Annotated in this window: 17 protein-coding genes and 1 tRNA gene; 5 read left to right on the top strand and 13 right to left on the bottom strand. The window is 73.7% G+C overall.

Annotation, left to right across the window (positions count from 1 at the left end; genetic code table 11):
• Nucleotides 1-142 precede the first annotated feature (142 nt).
• The gene (locus KV205_RS15270) at nt 143-1,609 is read right to left on the bottom strand and encodes a DUF4192 family protein (protein ID WP_265864896.1); all 1,467 of its coding nucleotides are present in this window, start codon (nt 1,607-1,609) and stop codon (nt 143-145) included.
• Between the two features lie 133 nt (nt 1,610-1,742).
• Entirely contained in the window at nt 1,743-3,905 is a 2,163-nt protein-coding gene (locus KV205_RS15265; RefSeq protein WP_265864895.1) for a RecQ family ATP-dependent DNA helicase, read from the bottom strand.
• 309 nt (nt 3,906-4,214) lie between these two features.
• On the opposite strand from KV205_RS15265, the gene KV205_RS15260 reads away from it, so the two are divergent.
• Nucleotides 4,215-4,841, top strand: coding sequence for a hypothetical protein (locus KV205_RS15260; RefSeq protein WP_265864894.1), 627 nt, complete (start codon nt 4,215-4,217; stop codon nt 4,839-4,841).
• Between the two features lie 219 nt (nt 4,842-5,060).
• On the opposite strand, the gene KV205_RS15255 is transcribed toward KV205_RS15260, so the two are convergent.
• The 6 genes from KV205_RS15255 to KV205_RS15230 form a co-directional block, all read right to left on the bottom strand.
• The gene (locus tag KV205_RS15255) at nt 5,061-5,702 is read right to left on the bottom strand and encodes a hypothetical protein (RefSeq protein WP_265864893.1); all 642 of its coding nucleotides are present in this window, start codon (nt 5,700-5,702) and stop codon (nt 5,061-5,063) included.
• A 130-nt stretch (nt 5,703-5,832) separates the two neighbouring features.
• Complete coding sequence (locus tag KV205_RS15250) at nt 5,833-6,543, bottom strand: ribonuclease HII (protein ID WP_265864892.1); 711 nt, start codon at nt 6,541-6,543, stop codon at nt 5,833-5,835.
• Between the two features lie 308 nt (nt 6,544-6,851).
• Complete coding sequence (locus KV205_RS15245; protein ID WP_265864891.1) at nt 6,852-8,615, bottom strand: DUF4153 domain-containing protein; 1,764 nt, start codon at nt 8,613-8,615, stop codon at nt 6,852-6,854.
• Between the two features lie 205 nt (nt 8,616-8,820).
• Nucleotides 8,821-9,732, bottom strand: coding sequence for an ADP-ribosylglycohydrolase family protein (locus KV205_RS15240; protein ID WP_265864890.1), 912 nt, complete (start codon nt 9,730-9,732; stop codon nt 8,821-8,823).
• Nucleotides 9,733-9,744: 12 nt separating this feature from the next.
• A complete protein-coding gene (locus KV205_RS15235) occupies nt 9,745-10,404 on the bottom strand; it encodes a histidine phosphatase family protein (RefSeq protein WP_265864889.1) in 660 nt (219 codons plus the stop codon).
• A gap of 33 nt (nt 10,405-10,437) precedes the next feature.
• Entirely contained in the window at nt 10,438-12,048 is a 1,611-nt protein-coding gene (locus tag KV205_RS15230) for an ABC-F family ATP-binding cassette domain-containing protein (RefSeq protein ID WP_265864888.1), read from the bottom strand.
• A 115-nt stretch (nt 12,049-12,163) separates the two neighbouring features.
• On the opposite strand from KV205_RS15230, the gene KV205_RS15225 reads away from it, so the two are divergent.
• A complete protein-coding gene (locus KV205_RS15225; RefSeq protein ID WP_265864887.1) occupies nt 12,164-12,847 on the top strand; it encodes a TetR/AcrR family transcriptional regulator in 684 nt (227 codons plus the stop codon).
• 64 nt (nt 12,848-12,911) lie between these two features.
• Here the strand turns inward: KV205_RS15225 and KV205_RS15220 are convergent, their stop codons facing one another.
• Nucleotides 12,912-13,517 carry a YdbC family protein gene (locus KV205_RS15220; RefSeq protein WP_265864886.1) on the bottom strand — a complete coding sequence of 202 codons (606 nt, stop codon included), beginning with the start codon at nt 13,515-13,517 and terminating at the stop codon, nt 12,912-12,914.
• Between the two features lie 32 nt (nt 13,518-13,549).
• Nucleotides 13,550-14,422: an arylamine N-acetyltransferase gene (locus tag KV205_RS15215; RefSeq protein ID WP_265864885.1), complete on the bottom strand. Its 873-nt coding sequence runs from the start codon at nt 14,420-14,422 to the stop codon at nt 13,550-13,552.
• A gap of 87 nt (nt 14,423-14,509) precedes the next feature.
• Here KV205_RS15215 and KV205_RS15210 point away from each other — a divergent pair, with 87 nt between their 5' ends.
• Entirely contained in the window at nt 14,510-15,058 is a 549-nt protein-coding gene (locus KV205_RS15210) for a TerD family protein (RefSeq protein WP_265864884.1), read from the top strand.
• 51 nt (nt 15,059-15,109) lie between these two features.
• Here the strand turns inward: KV205_RS15210 and KV205_RS15205 are convergent, their stop codons facing one another.
• Entirely contained in the window at nt 15,110-15,802 is a 693-nt protein-coding gene (locus KV205_RS15205) for a DUF6215 domain-containing protein (protein WP_265864883.1), read from the bottom strand.
• Nucleotides 15,803-15,865: 63 nt separating this feature from the next.
• Nucleotides 15,866-16,411 carry a hypothetical protein gene (locus tag KV205_RS15200; RefSeq protein WP_265864882.1) on the bottom strand — a complete coding sequence of 182 codons (546 nt, stop codon included), beginning with the start codon at nt 16,409-16,411 and terminating at the stop codon, nt 15,866-15,868.
• Between the two features lie 152 nt (nt 16,412-16,563).
• Here KV205_RS15200 and KV205_RS15195 point away from each other — a divergent pair, with 152 nt between their 5' ends.
• On the top strand, nt 16,564-17,949 hold the full coding sequence (locus KV205_RS15195; protein ID WP_265864881.1) for a hypothetical protein: 1,386 nt from the start codon (nt 16,564-16,566) through the stop codon (nt 17,947-17,949).
• Nucleotides 17,950-18,023: 74 nt separating this feature from the next.
• Nucleotides 18,024-18,096: transfer RNA gene (locus tag KV205_RS15190), tRNA-Gln, on the top strand.
• 109 nt (nt 18,097-18,205) lie between these two features.
• Here KV205_RS15190 and KV205_RS15185 read toward each other — a convergent pair.
• On the bottom strand, nt 18,206-21,097 hold the full coding sequence (locus KV205_RS15185; RefSeq protein ID WP_265864880.1) for a vitamin B12-dependent ribonucleotide reductase: 2,892 nt from the start codon (nt 21,095-21,097) through the stop codon (nt 18,206-18,208).
• Between the last annotated feature and the right edge of the window lie 35 nt (nt 21,098-21,132).

Genomic DNA, 21,132 nt, shown 5'->3' with positions numbered 1-21,132 from the left:
TGCGGCCGGGCCCGGGCGGGGCCGTGGCCGGGGCCGCGCGAGCGGTCCCGGCGGTCCGCTCGTCCGGCCGTGGAACGGCGGTTCCGCTCCTGCGCGACCGCCACAGAGGTGAACGCCGCCGCGGGTCGGCGGGTCACGGCCGTCATGCCCCGCTCCTCGCCCGGCCGGTCCGGCGGGTGCGCCGCACCACGGGCCGTCGGGGCGGCCGGGGTTCGGCCCGGCGCCGCCGGGCGGCCTGGGTGGTGCGCAGTCCGGCCTGGCGGGCGGCGCGGCGGGCCGTCTGCCGGGCCCGCTGCCGGGCGCGGACCTCCGTCGGGGCGGACTCGGCCGGAGCCGGGGTGCCGGGCTCCTCGGCGGCGAGCCGGGTGTCCCGTTCCTGGCGCAGGCAGACGCGCAGGGCCTCCGGGTCCAGGCCTTCGTTGCACGCCTGGTGAAGGAGGCGGGCGAAGAGGTACTCGGGGTCGGCCTCCAGGGCGAGTCCGAGGGCGACCCGGGCGGAGGGCTCGTCGCCGGTGGACCAGGCGACCCAGCCGGCCAGGGTCAGCGGGGCCGCGGCGTACTCCTGGTAGGGCGGGACGCAGCGCCGGGACACCGCCCGCCAGAGCCGGAGCGCGGGTGCGGCTTCCGGGCCCTCCATCCATTCGGCGGCCTGGTCGCGGGTGTCGCGGTCCTGCAGGCCGAGGATGAGGGTGGCGGCCTCGTCGGGTGAGAGGAGCGCGTCGTCGCGTTCGTCGCCCGTCGCCGGGCTGGTCAGGGGCGCCTTGAGCGCGGGCGGCAGGGCGGCGCCGCCGGCGTGGGGCCGGGGTGCCGGGCCGCCGGGTGCGGCGGCGAACCGTGCGAGCAGGCGCCGGGCGAGGCCGAGGGTGGTCTCGCGGGTCTCGCGGCGGCCGAGGCCGCTGGCGGGGGTGTCGAGGATCCTGGGCACGATGACGGTCGCCGCCTCGTTGAGCGCGGCGCGCTGCGCCGCGTCGTCCTCGGTGCGGGGCTTCAGCCGGGCCTCCATGTCCTTGAGGGTGCCGCGGACCTGGATGCCCGCGTAGGCGGCGGAGGCGGCCATCACGGAGGTGCCGGAGAGGGCGAGGGGCGTGCCGTCGGGCGGGCAGCAGCGGGCGTCGGGGCAGCAGTAGGAGAAGTAGAGGCCGTCGGAGATGCAGAGGGCTTCGGGGACGGGGATGTCGAGCGCGCCGCAGGCGGTGCGCAGGCGCTGGGCGAAGGGGCGCAGCCGTTCCATGACGCGCTGCGCGGTCTCGCCCGGGCGGGGTTCCTGGCAGAGGAAGACGACGATGGCGTCGGGCCGGTCGCCGCGACGGCGGCCGGCGCCTTCGACCAGGCAGGCGGCCAAGTACTCGGCGGTGGCGGGCCATTCGCGCGGCGAGCCCGGGATGCCGACCCTGACCCGGCCGCCGAAGCGGCCGCGCTCGCCGTGGAGTGCGACGAGGACGACGGAGTCGCTGGGGTGGAAGCCGAGCATGAAGGGCAGCGCGTCGGCGAGCTCGGCCGGGCCGCGCAGGGTGATCTGCTGGGGTGCGGAAGACCCGTGGGAGTCGTGGGAGTCGTGGGAGTTGTGGGGGTCGCGGGATTCGTGGGATCCGTGGCGGTTCGTGTTCATGGTCACGACGGTCCCGTGATTTCCCGGATCGCGAAACCCCTGTGGATAACTCCCGGTTGGGCCTTTCGGAAGGTTTTCCACAGGGGTCGGCGGGGCGGTCGCGCCAGGCCGCCGGATGCGCTTCGATGAGAGGTCAGCCCGCCGCGGCCAGCACCAGGGGCAGCACGGGTCCGCTGCCGGCGCGGCGGAGCAGGCGGGCGGCGACGGCGAGGGTCCAGCCGGAGTCGGTGGAGTCGTCCACGAGGAGGACCGGGCCGGGGGTCTCGCGCAGGGCGGCGGCCAGCTCCTCGGGCACGGCGAGGGCGCCGGACAGGGCCCGCAGGCGCTGGGCTGAGTTGCTGCGGCGGGCCGCGTGGGCGCCGTCCTCCGTGACGTACGCGAGCGTCCCGAGGAAGGGCAGCCGGCCGACGGTGGCGATCCCCCGGGCCAGCGAGCCGACCAGCTGCGGCCGGGTCATCGAGGGCAGGGCCACGACGCCCACGGGGCGCTCGGGCGCGTCCGGGGCGCCGGAGGCCCAACCGCCGGGCGAGCGGGCCCAGTCGGCGAGGACGGCGACGGCGGCCCGCAGCACGTCGTCGGGGACGGGGACGTCCGGCGCGCGGTCGGCGAGCAGCGGGCGCAGCCGGTTGCCCCAGCCGATGTCGGAGAGGCGGCCGAGCGCCCGGCCGGAGGCGCACTGTTCGCCGGCCGGGATCCGGCCCTTGAGGTCGACGCCGAGGGCGGGCATGCCGGTGGGCCACATGCGGCGGGGGTCGATCTCCACGCCGGGGCGGTCGAGTTCCTTCTCGGCGGCGGTCAGGGTCTCGGTGGAGACGGCGGAATCGGCCCAGGGGCCCGCGCAGTTGTCGCAGCGGCCGCACGGCACGGCGCCCTCGTCGTCGAGCTGGCGGCGCAGGAACTCCATGCGGCAGGCGGTGGTGCCCACGTAGTCGCGCATGGCCTGCTGTTCGGCGGCGCGCTGCCGGGCGACCCAGGCGTAGCGCTCCGCGTCGTACGTCCAGGGGGCGCCGGTGGCGATCCAGCCGCCCTTGACCCGCTTGACGGCGCCGTCCACGTCGAGGACCTTCAGCATGGTCTCCAGGCGGCTGCGGCGCAGGTCGACGGCGGCCTCGAGGGCGGGCACGGACAGCGGCCGTCCTTCGGCCCCGTCGAGCGCGGCGAGGGTCTGGCGGACCTGGGCCTCGGGCGGGAAGGCGGTGTCGGCGAAGTAGCGCCAGATCGCCTCGTCCTCCTTGCCGGGAAGGAGCAGCACGTCGGCGTGGTCGACGCCGCGGCCGGCGCGGCCGACCTGCTGGTAGTAGGCGATCGGCGAGGACGGCGAGCCGAGGTGGAGCACGAAGCCCAGGTCGGGCTTGTCGAAGCCCATGCCGAGGGCGGAGGTGGCGACGAGCGCCTTCACCTTGTTCCCGATGAGGTCGGACTCGGCCTGCAGCCGGTCGGCGTTCTCGGTGCGGCCGGTGTAGGAGGCGACCGCGAAGCCGCGCTGGCGGAGGTAGGCGGTGGCCTCCTCGGCGGCGGCCACGGTCAGCGCGTAGACGATCCCGGAGCCGGGCAGCTCGTCGAGGTGTTCGGCCAGCCAGGCCAGCCGGTGGGCGGCGTCCGGGAGGCGGACCACGCCGAGGCGGAGGCTCTCCCGCTCCAGGGTGCCGCGCAGCACGAGGGCCTCGCCGGCGCCGGTGCCGAGCTGTTCGGCGACGTCGGCGGTGACCCGCGCGTTGGCCGTGGCCGTGGTCGCGAGGACCGGCACGCCGGGCGCGAGTTCGGCGAGCATCGCCCGCAGGCGCCGGTAGTCGGGCCGGAAGTCGTGTCCCCAGTCGGAGATGCAGTGCGCCTCGTCGACCACGAGGAGGCCGGTGGTGGCGGCGAGCTTGGGCAGCAACTGCTCGCGGAAGTCGACGGAGTTGAGCCGCTCCGGGCTGACGAGCAGGACGTCGGTCTCGCCGCGCTCGACCTCCTGGTGGATGGTGTCCCACTCCTCCGGGTTGGCCGAGTTGATGGTGCGTGCCCTGATACCGGCCCGCTCCGCCGCCTCGACCTGATTGCGCATCAGGGCGAGCAGCGGGGAGACGATCACGGTGGGTCCGGCGCCGCGGCGGCGCAGCAGCGCGGTCGCCACGAAGTAGACCGCGGACTTGCCCCAGCCGGTGCGCTGGACGACCAGCGCGCGCCGGCGGTCCTCGACGAGGGCGGCGACCGCCTGCCACTGGTCCTCGCGCAGTCTGGCCGAGCCCGACGGGTCGCCGACGAGCTCCGCGAGGACGGTGTCTGCTTCGGTCCGGAGGTCCAGGTTGTCCATGCCCCCCATGCAACCCGATGGGACTGACAATCGGCCACTTCACCCCGCGTGACGGCCGGTGACCCGGTGGTTGCCGCGTTGCACGTCGATCGGTGAAACAGAGCGTGAACAATGGGCAACTGGGCAGGGATATGAGAGTCATACCGGTGGATTCCAGTCAGCGGCGCCAATTGCTCGTTGCCGCCCGCGCACGGGCCAGGGAAGAATTGGTCATCCACCCCGCACGCCCAACGCGGCCCGTTGGCCGTGCCGTGGTGCGCCCTCATCCGACCCTGCCCGCGGAGCGGGCGCGTATCCGAAGGGAGGATCGTGACCCTCGGATTCGCTCCGCCCTCGACCGCTCCTACGAACTCGTCGTCCGGGTCGGCCAGCCGCCTCGCTCGGATGCTCGAACCGGCCGAGTGGGCCTCGGCCGGGATCCCGCTCCTGCGCAATCCGCGCGAGGTCGTCAGCGGCCTGCACTCCCGTCACCGTCCCACGCCGTCCACGGCCGTGGTCGCGGTGCTCGACCACGAGGAACGGCTCGCGGCCAGTGCCTCGTTCGCCCGCCGGGCCGCTCCGGCGGACGGCTGGGAGTTCCGCAACGCGCTCCTCGCGCAGCTGCGCCGGGTCATCCCGCACGACCTGCGCCGGCGTGCGCCGGTGCGTACGGCGGTGCTGCTCTACTGCCGCGAGGGCGACGAGCGGTGGACCGAGGAGGACGGCGCCTGGATGTGGGGCCTGCGTGACGCGTGCACCCTGCACGGGCTGCGCTGCGGGGCGTACATCACGCTGACCGGCGGCGGCTGGCAGGTGCTCGGCGAGGGACGGGGCGGGCGCCGGCCCAGTTCCGACTCGAAGCCGGCGCCGCTGGGCGAGGACCCCGCGCTCGACCGGCTGATCCCGCGGATCGCGAGCGGCGCCCCCGAGCCGCTGCGCCGGGCCGCGGCCCGCTGAGCGTCCGGCCGCGCCCCGGGCTTCCGGGGGACGGCCGGTCCGACGGGACGGTACGGGGCGCGGTCCGAGCGACCGCGGCCCCGCCCGGCCCCGCCTCCGTACGAACGGCGCCGGCTGCTCCGTACGCCACCCGCCATGTGCGCGGGCCGGCCCACGCCCCGCCCCTTCCGCACCCGGGGAGGGCACGGCCGGGGCTCGGGCGGGGCCCGGACGGGCAGGTCAGACGCCGGCGCCGAGCGCGGCGGTGACCCGCTGCGGGTCGCCGCAGACGATCAGCAGGGCGGTCGCCCGGCGCATCGCCTCGGGCAGGCGGCGGGCGACGTCCGCGTCGGAGCCGCCGTTGACCGCGACGACCACCACGGGCCGGGCGGCGGCCCGGTCCACGGCGGCGGCGTCCGCGAAGAACACGTCCTCGCGGGCGTCCTGCTGCGCCCAGTAGGCGGCCTCGCCGAAGGACAGCTCGTGCGCCGCCCAGGGGTGCTGCTCGCCGGTGGTGAGGACCAGGACGTCGCCGGGGGCGCGGCCGTTCTCCAGGAGCAGGTCCACCGCTTCCTCGGCGGCGTCGACGGCTCCGTCGACGGGCGCGGGGATCAGCTGGACCTGCGGCTCGTTGCGCGGTTCGGTCCGCTGGTCGGAACGATTCTCCGCACGGGCGGGGGAAGCCGTTCCGGCAGCGGGCGGGCGCGGCACCGGCGGCGCGGGCCTGGCCGGACCGGGGCCGGGACGCCCGGGTCGCGGAGAGGCGGCGGAACGCGGGCCGGGTACGGGTCGTGGGGTCGGCACGGGGCGGCCTGCGGCCGCGGTCGCGCGGGGACCCTGGGCACTCTCGTGAATCTGAGGCTCCTCGGGGATGAGAGGCATGAGTGGATGTCTATCAAACGCCGTCGCACCGGGCTCGGGCGGGTGGGCGCACAGGGGCGCCCCGGCTCCTTGCGCAGGTCCGGCGGACAGGTTTCCCCGTGACTCCGCCGGACATGCCGGAAGCCGAAGTTCAGAAGTCGAAGCCGAGTTGTCCCCCGCTTTCGAGTGCGGCGGCCTCGGCCGAGAGGCGGACCTTCTTGAGGTGCCGCCAGCGGGGCATGGCATCGAGATAGGCCCAGGAGAGCCGGTGGTACGGGGTGGGCCCCAGCTCTTCAAGGGCGGCCTTGTGGACCGGCGAGGGGTAGCCCGCGTTGGCGTCGAAGGCGTACGCCGCGTACAGGTCCGAGGCACCCTCCAGGCCGGCCATCAGGGTGTCGCGGCGGACCTTGGCGATCACTGAGGCGGCGGCGACGGCGACACAGGACTGGTCGCCCTTGATCACCGTGCGGACCTGCCAGGGGCTGCCCAGGTAGTCGTGCTTGCCGTCGAGGATCACGGCGTCGGGACGGACCGGCAGGCCCTCCAGGGCGCGGATCGCGGCGAGCCGGAGGGCGGCGGTCATGCCGAGTTCGTCGATCTCGGCGGGCGAGGCGTCGCCCAGCGCGTACGCGGTGACCCAGCCCTCGAGTTCGGCGGCGAGCGCGGTGCGGCGCTTGGGCGTGAGGAGCTTGGAGTCGGTGAGCCCCTCGGGCGGGCGGCGCAGGCCGGTGACGGCGGCGCACACGGTGACGGGACCGGCCCATGCCCCGCGTCCGACCTCGTCGACACCGGCAACGATCCTGGCGCCGGTCGTGGCCCGGATCGAACGCTCGACGGTGTGTGTGGGTGGTTCGTACGGCATGGCGCTGACAGGTTACGCCGATGGATACCTCCCTCGGTACCCGGATTCCCCGCGGGCATGCCCGCCCGGCCGGAACCGGCCGCCGGACGGGCCGGAAACCGCGGTGCTCCGGTGCCGCTCCCTTCGCTGTCGCACACCCTGGCGGGGTACGCCGAACAGTCCGGGAGCGGCGCCGGACACGGGCCCGACGGCGCCGGGCACCGGCCTCCGGTCGCGGGCGTGAAGCCCGGAGGCCGGCCGGTGGGACGGCGGCCACCTGCGTGAAACGGCCGCCGGGAGCACCTGGTTGGGGGCGGCGGGGAGACCCCTCAGGGGGCGTACGGGTCGGTGTCCGGCGCGTACGGGTCGGCGTCCGGGTCGTACTCCTCGTCCCGAGAGGGCTCGCCGCAGAAGACCGAGTTGGTGGCGGGGCGCCGTTCGAGGATGTCGCGGGCGCGGGCCTCGGAACGGCTGGTCGCGAACCAGGGCTCGCCCTCCGTCCGGTCGAAACGGTCGTCGAGTTCGCCGAGGGCGCAGTCGCGCAGCCGCTCGGGGAGCCGGTCGAGGGCCGGTGCGGCGTCGGCGGAGAGTCCGGCGAGGTAGTTCACGTCGATCTTGTGGTCGCGCTGGTACCGCTGGACGTTCTGCTCGGCGATCACGGCGTCCGGCTGGATCAGCCCGAAGGCCAGGACGAAGCCGGCGGCGCTCGCGGCCAGGGCGCGGGGCAGCAGCTTGGCACCCCAGATCCCGGCCGCCATGATCAGCAGGATCGCGACCCCGAGCCAGATCTCCATGGCGGACACCGAGATGCGCAGCCGGGTGAGGCCGTACGCGTCCACGTACAGCTCCATGCGGCGCAGCGCGGAGGCGACGACGACCAGGGTGAGGACGCACAGGGTGCCGAGGACGGAGCGGACGAGGCGGGTGTCGCCGGGGGTGCCGCGGGGTGCCCAGCGCAGGGCGAGGCCGATCACGGCGAGCGTGAGCAGGGTGGCGAAGAGCAGTTGCCAGAAGCCCTGGCGGGCGTATTCGGAGTAGGTGAGCCCGGTCTCGCTCAGCACCTTGTCGTAGCCGCCGAAGAGCACGGCGAGCTGGACGGCGTTGAAGGCGGCGAAGAGCAGACAGAGGACGACGAGCGGGAGCGCCCATTCCAGGCGGGCACGGGGGCGGCCCGGGCTGAAGGTGAGCCGGTCCCAGCGCAGCGGGGCGGCGGCGGTGCGGGCGACGGCGATCGCGCCGAAGAGGCCGAGCAGGAAGCACAGCAGCCGCCAGGGCGCCTGGTCGAGCGAAATGTCCGGCATGAGGCCGCCGAGGAGGTCGGCGAAGGCGGCGTCGGCTCCGGCGAACAGCGCGCCGAACACCACGAGCAGGCCCAGGGCGATCAGGATCGGGCGCGCCAGCGCGCCGAAGCGGCCCTGCGCGCCGCCCGCGCTGTGGCGCATCCCCTGCCAGGTCCACGGCATGCCGCTGCCCACGGAATCGAAGAGTCCGACGGGCCCGAAGAGCATGCTGGGCCAGCCGCGGCCGCCGTGCAGCGCGTAGCCGGTGAGGCCGAGGGCGGTGACGACGGCGAGGAAGGTGGGCCAGCCCGCGTCGCTGAGGACGGGCACGACGAGCAGTACGGCGCCGCCGAGGGCCCATACCAGCGTCCAGGGGCGCAGCCGGCGGCCGGCCGCGCGGGCGGCGAGGGCGCCGGCGGCGGTGGCGGGCACGGCCACGAGCAGCAGGTTGGCGCCCGCGCCGCCGCTGAGGAGCAGGGCGGCGGCCAGAGCGGTGGCCAGGATCGCCCAGAGCGTCGGGGAGGTCGGCCGGGCCGGTGCCGGGGGCCTGAGCTTGCTGGGCGGCGGCTTCCGGTGCGGCGCCCAGGCCTGGTACGGCGCGTACGCCCCGGGCGGGTACGGCCCCTGCGGGTGCCCGCCGTACGGATGCGCCCCCGGCGGCGGCGCGACCGCGGTGGGCGGACCCGCCGGACTCGTCGGAGCGCCGGCGGGCGGACCGCTCGGCGGCGGGCTGCTCGGCGGCGGGCTGTCCTTGGGCTGTGCGGACGGCTCGTGCTGCCCGGACGGCTGTGCTGCGGATGGTGTGTCGGTCACGGGACCCCCTCCCGGCCGGGTGCGCCGGGCCGTGCGGCCCACGGCGTCCCGGGTGTCTCGTCGGCACGCTGCTTGTCATGATCAGCGCTGCGAGTGGCCGACTTTAACGGCGGTACGCCGCACCGGACCGGTCCCGCCACAGCTGTGGCAGGACCGTGACACTGGCGGAGCGGCGGCGTCCGGAAGAGCCCCGGCCGGGCGGGCCCTACGAGCGGGCCGTGGCGGGCACCCAGTCGGGCAGGTCCTCGGTCTGCTCCAGCCAGGCGGCGGGCGGGGTGCCGCCCGGGCCGGCCGCGACGACGCCGCAGGCGATGGCGCAGGTGGTGTCGACGTCGCCACCGACCCCGGCGGTCGTCCAGAACACCCGCTCGAAGTCGCCGAGGCCGCGGGCCGCTGACCAGAGCGCGAACGGCACCGTGTCGTGGGCGCTGGTGCGCCGGCCGCTGCCGAGGACCGCGGCGACGGTGCCGGCGTCGCCGTAGTCGAGCATGTCGCGGGCCCTGCGCAGCCCGGCCCCGACGGCGCTGCGCGGTACGAGGGCGATGACGCCGTCGAGCAGCGCCTCGGGGGTGGGCGGGCCGGCCGGGTCGGCGACGAGGGCGGCGGCCGCGGCGACGGCCATGGTGCCGACGACGGCCTCGCGGTGCTGGTGGGTGGTGTACGCGGAGATCTCGGCCTGGTGGGTGGCCTGCTCCGGGTCGTCGGCGTACCAGGCGCCGAGCGGCGCGATCCGCATGGCGGCGCCGTTGCCCCACGAGCCCTGCCCGTTGAAGAGCGCCGCCGCCAGCTGCCGCCAGTCCCCGCCCTCGCGCACGAGCCGGAGCATCCGGTTCACGGCGGGGCCGTAGCCGCGGTCGAAGTCGTGGTGGTGGGCGAAGGACTGGGCCAGGGCGTCCTGGTCGATGCGTCGGTGGCTCGCGAGCACGGCGAGGACCGAGCAGGCCATCTCCGTGTCGTCGGTCCACTGCCAGGGACCGGTCGGCGGCTCGTGCCGCTTGAGCAGGGGATAGTTGGCGGGAACGAAGTACTGGGAGCCCAGGGCGTCTCCCACGGACAGCCCGCGCAGGCTGGCCAGGGCGCGTGCGAAGCGCCGGTCGAGAGCGGAGTCAGCGGTCATCGACCAGCCACTCTATCCGGTGGGGCCGTACGGTTCCGGGGTACGCCAGCGTTCGAAGGGCCGGTCGAGGCGGTATTTCCCGTCCTCGCCGAGCAGCAGGGTGCGGGTCTCCGCGTTGCCCGGGTTGGACAGCGACTCGAACTCGGCGACCGACCAGTGGAACCAGCGCATGCAGAACAGGCGCATGGTCAGTCCGTGGGTGACGAGCAGGACGTTCGGCGGGTGGTCGGGGGCCTCGAAGGAGCGGTAGAGGCTCTCCAGGAAGGCTCCGACCCGGTCGTAGACGTCGGCGCCCGACTCGCCCTGGGCGAAGCGGTAGAAGAAGTGGCCGTAGGCGTCCCGGTAGACCTTCTGGAGGCGCACGTCCTCGCGCTCCTGCCAGTTGCCCCAGTCCTGCTCGCGCAGCCTCGGCTCCTCCCGGACCCTGACCCGGGCCGGGTCGAGCCGGAGGGCGCGCAGCGTCTCGTGGGTGCGGCGGTACGGGGAGACGTAGACGCTGACCCGCTCCTCGCCGAACACGGTCCGCAGCCGCTCCCCCGTCGCCTCGGCCTGGAGCCACCCGGTGTCGGTGAGCCGGAGGGCGTGGTCGGGCTCCCGCTCGTACACCGTGTCGTCCACGTTGCCCTCGGATTCGCCGTGCCGTACGAGGACGATGCGCCGTGGTCGTGCCATGGCTCGACCCTAGACAAGGCTCCTCCGGGCGGCTCAGCCGGCCAGGCGTCCGGCGTCCATCCGGCGTATGCGGCCGGTGAAACGGCGCCGCAGCGCACGGTCGTGGGAGACCACGACCACGGCTCCCGGCCACTGCTCCAGGGCCTGCTCCAGCTCCTCGACCAGACCGAGGGCCAGATGGTTGGCCGGCTCGTCGAGCAGCAGCAGATCGGCGGGGCGGGCGAGCAGCCGGGCCAGGGCGAGGCGGCGGCGCTGCCCGGCGGAGAGCCGGCCGACCGGCACCGTGAGGTCGGCGGGGCGGAACAGTCCGTACGAGAGGAGCAGTTCGGCCCGCTCGTCCTCGGGGAGGCCGAGGCCGCGCCCGAAGGCGGCCAGGAGCCGCTCTGTGGGGCGGCCGCCCGGTATCTCCTGGGCCAGGTGGCCGATCCGGCCTCGGCGGGTCACCTGCCCGGCGTCGGGTTCGACGAGTCCCGACATGACCCGGAGCAGGGTGGACTTGCCGGCCCCGTTGCCGCCGTGGACGAGCAGCCGCTCACCGGCGGAGACGGTCAGCGCGTCGACGGCGAGCCGGTCGCCGACGCGGACGCCGGTGAGCTCGACGAGCCGGCCCTCGGCGCGGCCGGCGACGGGCCGGGCGGCGAAGGCGAGCGGGCGCGGGGGCTCGGGGACGGGCTCCTCGCGGAGGCGGCGCAGCCGTTCCTGGGCGTTGCGCACGCGTCCGGAGACGGAGGCCTGCACCCGGCCGCCCGCCCGGTCGTAGGCCATCTTGTTGTTGTCCTTGATGGCCCGTCCCAGGGCGACGCCCTGGGCGGTGGTGCGGGTGTACTCCTCCAGCCGGGCCGTCTCGGCGCGCCAGTCGGCGTGGGCCTGTTCCCAGCGGCGGCGGGCGGCGGTCCGTTCGGCGCGGAAGCCGGCGTACCCCTCGCCGTACCGCACGACCGTGCGGCGGTCGGCGTCGACCTCCAGGATCGCGGTGGTCACCCGCTCCAGGAAGACCCGGTCGTGGGAGACGGCCACGACCGTGCCGCGGTGGGCGAGCAGGGCGTCCTCCAGCCAGTCGAGCGCGTGGGCGTCGAGATGGTTGGTGGGCTCGTCGAGGAAGAGCACCTCGGGCGCGGCGGCGAGGGCGCAGGCGATGCCGAGGCGGGCCTGCTCCCCGCCGGAGAGGCTGCCGAGCACACGTTCCCGGCCGATGTGGCCGAGGCCGAGTCCGTGCATCGACTTGTCGACCCGGGCGTCCGCCTCGTATCCCCCGCGCAGCTCGTAGGCGGTGAGCAGCTCCCCGTACTCCGCCAGGGCGCGCTCGTCCGCCGTGCCCAGGTCCGCTTCGAGAGCGCGCAGCCGGTGCTCGGTGCCGCGCAGCTCCGCGAGCGCGTCGTCGATCGCGTCGGCGACGGTGGCGTGCGGCGGGAGCTCGGGGGTCTGGGCGAGCAGCCGGGCGCCGCCGTCCGCGACGGTGACGGCGGAACCGCTGTCGGGCGCGTCGAGCCCGGCGAGTATCCGCAGCAGGGTGGACTTGCCCGCACCGTTCTCCCCCACGATCCCGATCCGCTCGCCGGGGCGCACGGTGAGGGAGACCTGATCGAGCAGCAGCCGTTCGCCGCGGGTCACGGTCACGTCCTGAAGAGAGATCTGCGTGGGCAAGGGGCGCCTCCGAGTGAGTAGCGGAATGAACCAGCGCGACACCGACAAACGCAACCAGCGTCGCATTACGTAGAGTGTGACACACTCGGACCGGCTAACGCAACAGGAGTAGCAATTGAATGACCCGCAGAGCGCCACGGAGTCCTCGGCCGCTCCCGCCCCCGGGAGCCGGCGCCCCGGCGGCCGCACCGCCCGCACCCGCGCCGCCGTCCGCGACGCCGTCCTGACCGGGCTCGCCGAGCACGGCTATCCCGCCCTCACCGTCGAGTACGTGGCGGAGCACTCCGGCGTGCACAAGACGACGCTCTACCGCCGCTGGGGCGGGATCGAGGGCATGCTGGCGGACGCGCTCGCCCTCGCCGGCGAGGACCGGTGGACGGCGCCGGACACCGGAGACCTCGGCGGCGACCTGCGCGCGCTCGCGCACGAGGTGGCCGCGGCCTTCGCCGACCCGGCGCAGGCCGCCGCACCGACGGCGTTCGTCGCCGCCGCCTTCCAGTCCCCGCGCGCCGCGGACGCCCTGCGGGCCTTCTACGAGGAGCGGTTCCGGCGCTGCGAGACGGTGGTCGAGCGGGCGGTGGCGCGCGGCGAGGCACCCGCCGGGACGGACGCGGGCGCGGTGGTGCGCGCCGTCTCCGCGCCGCTCTTCCTGCGCCTGTTCGTCACCCGCGAGCCGGTGGACGCCGCCGTCGCCGACCAGGCGGCGGACACGGTCCTCGCGGCGGTCCGGGCGGGCGCGTTCGCGCCGTCGCCCGCCGGACCGGAGGGCGGCTCGGAGGCCGAACCGGGGCAGACGTAGGCCCGCCGGGCCGAAGCCTCCGACCCGTACCGGCCCAGCCCCGCATCACCCCGGAGGCGAGGCCTCAGACCGCCCAGGTCGGTTCGAGCTGCACCACGTCGCCGCTCATCGCGGCGACGTCGGCCTCGGTCTGCGCCCGCAGGCCGAGCCGTTCGATGCGCTCGACCCGGTACTTCCCGTGCTCCGCCGCCGAGTTCCACATCGACAGGACCAGGAACTCGTGCCCGGGCGCCTCGCCGAACAGCCCGCGGAGCATGCCGGGGGAACCGGCCATCGCCGGGTTCCAGACCTTCTCCTGCATCAGCGCGAAGTGCTCCACCCGCTCCTCGTGCACCCGGCAGTGCGCGACCCGGGCCACGTCGGCGTCCGCGAACCGCGGCTCGAAGCCGGTCTTCACGTCGAAGCGGTGGTCGAACAGCTTGACCTGCGCGTTCCGGTAGGTGCCGACTTGCGCGGCCGCGAGCCGGTCGTGGGAGCGGGCCATGAAGGAGTCGTAGAAGGCACGGCTCTCCCAGAACGCGAAGACATGGGCGACGTCCGGCCGCCGCCGGCTCCATCCCCCGCCCTGCCCCCGGAATCCCGGCTCACCGAGCAGCCCCGCCCACTTCCGCTGCCCCCGCTCGAACCCTCGACGGTCCACCACGGTGCAGCGAATCCACTTGACCAGCACCGCGCCATGGTACGGGGCGGAGCGACGCGCCGTCAGACCTCCGCGGAGTACGCCCGCTGCACCCGCACCAGACCCGCGGCCTCCTCGTCGTCCAGTTCGATTCCGAACTCCTCGGCCAGCACATCCGTCAACTCGTCCGGCCCCACCCGGCGTTCCTCGCGCGCACCGTCCACGCCCACCGAGGTCAGACCGTCGCGGACCAGCGCCCGCCGCACGACCGCGCCGGGCCGATGGGCCACCACCTGGCCGATGAAGCGCGAGCGCGGATGACTGGAGCTGTAGTGGTTCATGAGCTCGAAGTCGACCGGGTACAGGGCGTGCGGGGCGAAGGAGTAGAGGTCGGTCCACCCCTCCGGGCGAAGCGCGCGCAGCACATGGACGCCCTCCGCCTCCGCGCCGACGCGGTCCACTCCGACGCCCTCCGCGCCGACCCGCTCGACGCGGACGTCGAAGACCCAGCCGTCCTGCTCGACGCGCGCGCCGTCGGTCAGCGGCACCGGCTCCAGCGGGCCCTGCCAGCCGAACCCGGCGTCCGCGAGCCAGGGCTGCCCGTCGACCGTGACGACGAGCAGGGCGTGCGTGATCGGCGTCAGCGCGTCGCCACGGGTACGGTTCCGGGCTCCGCGCCCGGCCACCGCGAAGCCGATCCGCTCCAGGGCGGCGGCAAGCAGCGAGTTCTGCTCGTAGCAGTAGCCGCCGCGGCGCCGGCCGACCAGCTTGGCCTGCAGGCTCTTCACGTCGAGCGGGACCCGGCGCCCGAGCGCCACGTCCAGGTTCTCGAACGGCACGCTCTCCACATGCGCGCGGTGCACGGCGCGCAAAGTCGCGAGATCGGCGGCGATCTCCCCCGAGTACCCGATCCGCGCCAGATATGCGTCCAGATCCAGCTCTTCCCCGCCCCACATACGGCACTCCCCCTCCACCGATGACATGTTGATCACATGACACCATGAACAGCTCGTCAGGAACCGTACAAAGAGAGGGGATTGACCGTGAGCGGGCTCAACAAGGGGGTCGGCAAGGTCGAGGTCGCGCTCAAGTGGGACCCCAGTCCGGCCGGTTCCCCCGCGCACGACCTGGACCTCGTCGCGGCGGTCTACGCGGCGGACGCCCCGTACGGCCCCCCGGCCTATCTGGTGCACTTCGACAGCCGCTCCCCCGACGGCACGATCACCCTCCAACGCGACAGCCGTACGGGGCAGGGCCTCGGCTACGACGAGGCGATGACCGTGGAGCTCACCCGGCTCGCCGAGCGGTACGCGCGCGTGGTGGTGGGCGTGGCCATACAGCAGGGCGGCGGGCGGCTGACGTTCGGGGAGGTCGCGCGGACCGGCGTACGGGTGCGCGAGGGCTACACCGATCTGCTGGTCGACGCCCTCGACTCGGTGGCGGACGCGACGGCGGCGACGATCGCCGAGTTCGTCCGCGACGGCGGGGCCGGCGGCGACGGCTCCGGGGAATGGCTGTTCCGGCCGCTGCTGCAGGGCTTCGACATCGACCCGAGCACGTTCGGCGCCGTCATGGGCGAGCGCCGGGCCTGACACGGACGACCAGGGGCGAGGTGACCTGCTCCTCGCCCCGCCGGCCCTCCCTCAGCCTGCCCAGCCCGGGACCGTCGGCAGCACCCGCTCGGCGACCCTCAGCAGCGCCGCGTCGTCCGGGACCCCCATGTCCCGGCGCCAGATGACGAGTTCGTACGATCCACCGCCGTCCTTGGCGTCCTTGGCGACCAGCAGGTGCCGGGCGATGCCCCCGGTGCCCGACTCGGCCTTGCCCTTGCCGCCGAGCGGGATCCGCAGCGCGATGGTGCGGTCCGAGTAGAGCACCGCCGGGCGCCCCTGGAAGGTGGTGGGCTCCGCGGTGTTGCCGAGCAGCGCGCCGAACTGCGCCACCCGGAGGCGGTCGTACGAGACCGAGAGCTCCACCTCGTATGTGGCCAGGGTGACGGTCCCCGACGGCGTCGGGGTCCGGTCGGCGCCCTCGGGGCCCTCCAGGGTGCCGTCGCTGCCCCAGGCGGTCTGCGCCTGCTGCCCGGGCGTCCCGAGCAGGGCGGGCAGGTCCGGCCGGTTCAGCGCCTCGCACAGCCGCGTCCCCGAGACGTACCGCGCGGGCAGCGTCCCGCTCGACGCCCTGCAGACAGCCGGCCGCGCTGCGGCGGCACCCTCCTGCGAGGTCTTGGCCATGTACCAGAAGCCGCCCACGAGCCCCGCCCCGAGCACCAGCGCCAGGGCCACCTGGGCACCCGCGCTCGGCCCCTGGGCCGCTCCGGTCGTCCGTTCCGTCATCGTCCCCCCCTGCGGTGCGCGCCGATCGCGCGACCGCAGAGCCTACTCATGGGTAGAGCACCGTCACGAGGGGATTCCCGCCTCCCTCTCCTCACCCGAGGCAGTGGCCGCAGCGGCTGCCCGCAGCCGTGCCTCCGCCTCCGCCGGGGTGTCGTAGTAGCCGGGGCGGGCCAGGAGCACGGAGCTGAAGAAGTGGCCGGGCTCGTCGGCCGGTTCGTCCTCCTCGACGGCGTACGGCCGCCAGAATCCGAGCAGCAGGTCGGGCGCGCGGAAGCAGTCGGGATCGTCCGCGTCCTCCACCACCGGCGTGTACGCCCGTATCCGCCGGACCACCTCGCGCGCGGGCAGCCCGAACACGTCCACGTCACGGAAGAGGACCCGGTCGGCGGCCGTCGTCGGCCGCCCGAGCTCGACCGCGAGGAGCTCCCCGCGCATGCTGTGGATGCTGACCATCAGCCCGCTGGGGCGGAAGACGTGCTGCCCCGGCTGGTCGGAAGCCGACACCGCGGACGGCTCCCGCAGCGAGAGCAGCGCACCGTCGGCCGCGTCGCGGGGCATGCCGATGCGCAGCGGGCCGACGCCGTGGGGCGGTTCGAGGAGGAAGTCCATACCGGCATGGTGGCAGTCCCCACTGACACTCCCCACGGGCATTCCCCACGGAGACTCCGCACTGCCGCCACTCCTCGCCGACACTCCCCTGGAACGCCCGGCGGCCGGATAACCGGTGGAGGCGCCGTCGCGCCGGTGACAAGGTGAGCCGCATGCCGTCGCCCGTGGTCGAACAACTGCTCCGTGAACTGCACGCCACACTCGTCCTCCGCAAGCGCCCCGAGGACGTGGCCCGACTCGTCCAGGATCTGTACGCCGCACAGGGCACCGCCCTCGACCCGGCCACCGAGACGGCGCTCGCCAAGGCCGCCGAGAACTCCCTGCGCAACCTCTGGCACGGATACACCTCCATGCGGGAGGAGTTCGCCCGCCCCGTCGGCGCGCAGCGCCAACTCGCCCGGGCAGCCGACCTGTTCCCCGGTCTGTTCTCACACTCTCCCGAGCTGCCGGACGACGCCGGGGACGATCCGGCGCGGATCGAGGCGGTGATCCGGCGCGCGGGCGAGGAGATCGGCCGGGCGTACGGGGAGAACGACTTCGGCCGAGACCGGCTCGACCGGGCGGAGCGCGCGGAGGCGGGACTCGGTTCGCTGTCGAAGCGTCAGTACAACAAGCGGTTCCGGCTGCTGCGCCGGATGGAGGCCAAGCTGGCCCGGATCGTCCACGAGCAGCGGCGCCGCGAGGTGACGATGACCGGCAAGGGGGCGCTCGCCCATGCCCTTCCGTACGAGCTGTTCGCCGCCGACGCGGACACGGCGGCCTTCGTCGCCTACGTCACGGCGCGCGGGTACATGCGCAGCATCTTCACCAACGGCCGGCAGCGGCAGGTCTACGACGAGGTCGCGGAGGCCCTGTTCCAGCGGCTGCGGGACGCTCCCGAGCGGACGTGCTGGTACGCGGTCGCGCATGTCCACCCCACCGCCGAGGTGCTGGCGCACGTGTCGGACGAGGACCTCACCGGGCTGCTCGTCCGGTGGGGCCGCTTCCTGCGGCAGGTCGCCGACCTGCTGGAGGACGCCTGGAACCGGCATCCGCTGGAGCGCGACACTATGATCGTGCGCCGCGGCGACGACTCGTCCACGTGGAACCAGGCGGCCCAGGCCTGGAACACGGCGCGGGCCCATTGGTTCGCGCTGATCGGCGAGTTGGGCCGGGACGAGATCCTGGACCGGGTCTGCCCGGGCAAGGTGCCGCGCCTCATGGCCGCCGACGTCGCGTACTGGCACCGGATGAGCGGCGGCGGGCTCCACCCCGACACCTCTGTGTGGGCCGAGCTTCCGCTGCCCTGGGAGGTTCTCCGGGGTGAGCAGGAGTGTCCGCGCTCCCTCGTCGAGGCGGTCTGCGCCCGGCACCGGGTGGACCCGGTGGCGGGTGCCTGGACCACCGCCCGGCCGTCCGCCGAGGCCGTGCCCTTCCGGCGTACCCCCGAGCTGGTGCACGGAGTCGCCGTGGCGGACCCCCTCATGGCCAGCGCGCTGCGGTCGGCGGGGGTCTTCTCCGGCAAGGGCAAACGTGCCGCCGCCCAGGAGTGGACGTGACCGGCGACGGCCGCCGCGCGCCCCGGCAAATCGGTTGACCCCTCCCCCGGCCCACCGCGATGATCAGCCAAGGCGACGAGGAAGCTCTGCGGAGGAGCGCCCGGCTCTGATCCCGGGTGGACGCAGGTTCGAATCCTGCCCTCGTCGCCTCTCGTCGCCTCTTTCCGCGCATCAAGCACCACGAAGGGGATCGACCGTCACGGTCGATCCCCTTCGTTCAGCTACCGATCAGCTACCGATCAGATGCAGTCACTGATCAGCTGCAGCCGCTGGTCGAGCCGCAGCCCTCGCAGATGTAGCACGAGCCGGCGCGCTGCATCTTGGTCCCGCAGGAGAAGCAGAGCGGGGCGTCCGCGCTGATGCCGAGCTGCATCTCGACGAGCTCCGCGGAGGTGTGCGCCTGCTTCGGGGCCGGGACCTCGGCCTTGACGGCGGGGGCGGCGACGGCCTTCAGCTCCTGGGCGCGCGGGGCCGACTGGGCCAGGCCCTCGACGTCGACCTCGTCGTCAGCCGCCTCGTACGAGCCGGTCTCCAGGTGGCGCTGGCGCTCCTCGGCGGAGTGGATGCCGAGGGCGGAGCGGGTCTCGAAGGGCAGGAAGTCGAGCGCCAGGCGGCGGAAGATGTAGTCGACGATCGACTGCGCCATCCGCACGTCCGGGTCGTCCGTCATGCCGGCCGGCTCGAAGCGCATGTTGGTGAACTTCGAGACGTACGTCTCCAGCGGCACGCCGTACTGCAGACCCACCGAGACGGCGATGGAGAACGCGTCCATCATGCCCGCGAGGGTCGAGCCCTGCTTCGACATCTTCAGGAAGACCTCGCCGAGACCGTCGTCCGGGTAGGAGTTGGCGGTCATGTAGCCCTCGGCGCCACCGACGGTGAAGGAGGTGGTGATCCCCGGGCGGCCCTTCGGGAGGCGCTTGCGGACCGGGCGGTACTCGACGACCTTCTCGACGGCCTCGCGGATCGTCGCCTCGGACTTCGCGGTGACCTCGGCCTTCTCGTCCTCCTTCTTCTTGGCGGAGAGCGGCTGGCCGACCTTGCAGTTGTCGCGGTAGATGGCGAGCGCCTTGACGCCCATCTTCCAGGCCTCGAAGTAGACCTCCTCGACGTCCTCGACCGTGGCCGTCTCCGGCAGGTTGACGGTCTTGGAGAGGGCGCCGGAGATCCACGGCTGGATGGCGGCCATCATGCGGACGTGGCCCATCGCGGAGATGGAGCGCTCGCCCATGGCGCAGTCGAAGACCTCGTAGTGCTCGGTCTTCAGGCCGGGGGCGTCGATCACATTGCCGTGCTCGGCGATGTGGGCGACGATCGCCTCGATCTGCTCCTCCTGGTAGCCCAGGCGGCGCAGGGCCTGCGGGACGGTGCCGTTGACGATCTGCATCGAGCCGCCGCCGACCAGCTTCTTGAACTTGACCAGGGCGAGGTCGGGCTCGAGGCCGGTGGTGTCGCAGGACATCGCGAGACCGATGGTGCCGGTGGGGGCGATGACCGAGGCCTGCGCGTTGCGGAAGCCGTTCTTGGCGCCGAGGCGGATCACGTCCTGCCAGGCCTCCGTGGCGGCGGCCCAGATCGGCGAGTCCAGGTCGTCCATGCGGACGGCCTTGTCGTTGGCGTCGGCGTGCTGCTTCATGACGCGCTGGTGCGGGTCGGCGTTGCGGGCGTAGCCGTCGTAGGCGCCGACGACCGCGGCGAGCTCGGCGGAGCGCTTGTACGAGGTGCCGGTCATCAGGGAGGTGATGGCACCGGCGAGGGCGCGGCCGCCGTCGGAGTCGTACGCGTGGCCGGTCGCCATCAGCAGGGCGCCGAGGTTGGCGTAGCCGATGCCGAGCTGGCGGAAGGCGCGGGTGTTCTCGCCGATCTTCTGGGTGGGGAAGTCGGCGAAGCAGATGGAGATGTCCATCGCGGTGATGACGAGCTCGACGACCTGGGCGAAGCGCTCGACGTCGAAGGACTGGTTGCCCTTGCCGTCGTCCTTGAGGAACTTCATCAGGTTCAGCGAGGCGAGGTTGCAGGACGTGTTGTCCAGGTGCATGTACTCGCTGCACGGGTTCGAGCCGTTGATGCGGCCGGACTCCGGGCAGGTGTGCCAGTTGTTGATCGTGTCGTCGTACTGGATGCCCGGGTCGGCGCAGGCCCACGCGGCCTCGGCCATCTTGCGGAAGAGCGCCTTGGCGTCGACCTCCTCGATGACCTCGCCGGTCATGCGGGCGCGCAGGCCGAACCTGCCGCCGGCCTCGACGGCCTTCATGAACTCGTCGTTCACGCGGACGGAGTTGTTGGCGTTCTGGTACTGGACGGACGTGATGTCGTCGCCGCCCAGGTCCATGTCGAAGCCCGCGTCGCGGAGGGCGCGGATCTTCTCCTCCTCCTTGACCTTGGTCTCGATGAAGTCCTCGATGTCGGGGTGGTCGACGTCGAGGATGACCATCTTGGCGGCGCGGCGGGTGGCGCCACCGGACTTGATCGTTCCTGCGGAGGCGTCGGCGCCGCGCATGAAGGAGACCGGGCCGGAGGCGTTGCCGCCGGAGGAGAGCAGCTCCTTGGAGGAGCGGATGCGGGAGAGGTTCAGGCCGGCGCCGGAGCCGCCCTTGAAGATCATGCCCTCTTCCTTGTACCAGTCGAGGATCGACTCCATGGAGTCGTCGACGGACAGGATGAAGCAGGCGGAGACCTGCTGGGGCTGCGGGGTGCCGACGTTGAACCACACCGGGCTGTTGAAGCTGAAGATCTGGTGCAGGAGGGCGTAGGCCAGCTCGTGCTCGAAGATCTCGGCGTCGGCGGGCGAGGCGAAGTAGCCGTGGTCCTCGCCGGCCTTGGTGTAGGTCTTCACGATCCGGTCGATGAGCTGCTTGAGACCGGTCTCGCGCTGCGGGGTGCCGACGGCCCCGCGGAAGTACTTGCTGGTGACGATGTTGACCGCGTTCACCGACCAGAAGTCGGGGAACTCGACGCCGCGCTGCTCGAAGTTGATCGAGCCGTCGCGCCAGTTGGTCATGACGACGTCACGGCGCTCCCAGTTCACCTCGTCGTACGGATGCACGCCGGGGGTGGTGTGGATGCGCTCGATACGCAGGCCCTTGCTCGCCGCCTTGGCTCCCTTGGTGCGGGAACCACGTGCCGGACCGCTCGCCGTCTCTGTCATGCCGCCTCCCATATACGGGCAAAACACCCTGGAGC

The sequence above is a fragment of the Streptomyces sp. SKN60 genome (assembly GCF_026236535.1).
In the GTDB taxonomy this organism is placed as follows: Bacteria; Actinomycetota; Actinomycetes; order Streptomycetales; family Streptomycetaceae; genus Streptomyces.
This window is presented reverse-complemented; position numbering and strand designations above follow the sequence as displayed.